The 1354-nt window shown below is 61.8% G+C and carries 1 protein-coding gene and 1 pseudogene; one reads left to right on the top strand and one right to left on the bottom strand.

Annotated features, from left to right (window positions below; genetic code table 11):
• The first annotated feature begins 122 nt into the window (after positions 1 to 122).
• Complete coding sequence (locus G6026_RS04400; protein WP_182612363.1) at positions 123 to 893, top strand: recombinase family protein; 771 nt, start codon at positions 123 to 125, stop codon at positions 891 to 893.
• A 138-nt stretch (positions 894 to 1031) separates the two neighbouring features.
• Here the strand turns inward: G6026_RS04400 and G6026_RS04395 are convergent.
• A pseudogene (locus G6026_RS04395) lies at positions 1032 to 1354 on the bottom strand (hypothetical protein); the annotation flags it as partial.

The raw sequence follows: 1354 nt of genomic DNA, 5'->3' as shown, positions 1-1354 counted from the left end.
CCAAACGAAGTTGAGAGTCACATATCGCTACTGTGTCACAGGGCCATGTTTGATAGTTATGAAACGCCTTCCCATCGGGTCTAATATCTATTGATACAGATTCCGGGCGAGAGGGTTTTTCGATGGCTGATCGGATCGGGACGTTGCTGAACCGTTCGGGTGATGGTGGCGAGAAGGTGCTCATCGTCAGCCGCGGGAAGGAGCGAACTCGGTTCCGGCGCCGGGACGAGTTGGACTGGAACTTTCGGGTGGAGTCGACGGACTCAGAGAACGTCGTCGAGGTAACGCCAAAGCCGAAGCCGGCTCGCCGGGCCTCGCGTCCGCGTGGGCAGCGGGTGGCGTACGTGCGGGTTTCGGCGGCGGATCAGAATGAGGCGCGTCAGCTCGAGGCGGTGGGGGAGTGCGACCGGGTCTACGTCGAGAAGCAGTCCGCACGCTCTCGTGCGGACCGGGTGAAGCTCGAAGAGTGCATCAGGTACCTGCGAGACGGTGACGAGCTGGTTGTCGCGTCGATGGACCGACTCGCCCGATCTCTGGTCGATCTCAAGCAGATCGTTGGTGAGGTCACTGCCAAGGGCGCGAGTGTGGAGTTCGTCCACGAGCGGGCCACCTACGCCGCAGGCGCCCAGGATCCTCGAGCGGATCTGATGCTGTCGCTGCTCGGTGCGTTCGCCGAGTTCGAGAGGGCCATCATCCGGGAACGCCAGGCCGAGGGTATTGCCATCGCCAAGGCGAAGGGCAAATACAAGGGACGCAAACGCGTCCTGACCCACGAGCAGATCGAAAGGGCGCGAGCACGCGTCGAGGCGGGGGAGGGGCCGTCGGCGATCGCCCGGGATCTCGGAGTGGGTCGATCGACGCTTTACCGGGCATTGCAGCGCGATGCGCAGTGACGCAGCTCGTGACGCTCCTCCGGTGCGCAACAGCCTGGTGAGGAGGGGCCCCGAAGAGGGCCAGGGGCGGCCTGGTCTCGTCGTTTCTCGTTGAGTTCAGCGACCGCGGTAAGTCGCGAGCGCTGATGGAGAAGGGGGTTATACGCGGGAGGAGTTTTTGGGCGAGAACGGGAGTAGCGATCTACGTGCGTGGTAGTCGATCTTCTTGTCGCGCTGCCTGACGGGCAGGTCGACAGTTCGCTGGTCGTCGACTACTTCCTGGTCCTGCCAGTCTCTGGGCACGAAGTTGCGGATCAGGTTAAGACCAATGCCAGTCAAGCTCCCATCGGGGTTCTTCTTGGTCAGTTCCATCACCGTGGTTCTGACAATGCTCAGCGAATTGGTGACCGGAGCGTACATGGAGCTTTCGACGGCGGCCTCTCTCATGAGTACGACTTGTCCTGGAGTGTTCCCGCTAAAGT

This window comes from Dietzia sp. DQ11-38-2 (assembly GCF_014145055.1).
Taxonomy (GTDB): domain Bacteria; phylum Actinomycetota; class Actinomycetes; order Mycobacteriales; family Mycobacteriaceae; genus Dietzia.
This window is presented reverse-complemented; position numbering and strand designations above follow the sequence as displayed.

What these genes read in the sequence shown, in the direction of transcription:
- G6026_RS04400 (WP_182612363.1), top strand. Translation starts at nt 123, where the DNA reads ATGGCTGATCGGATCGGGACGTTGCTGAACCGTTCGGGTGATGGTGGC.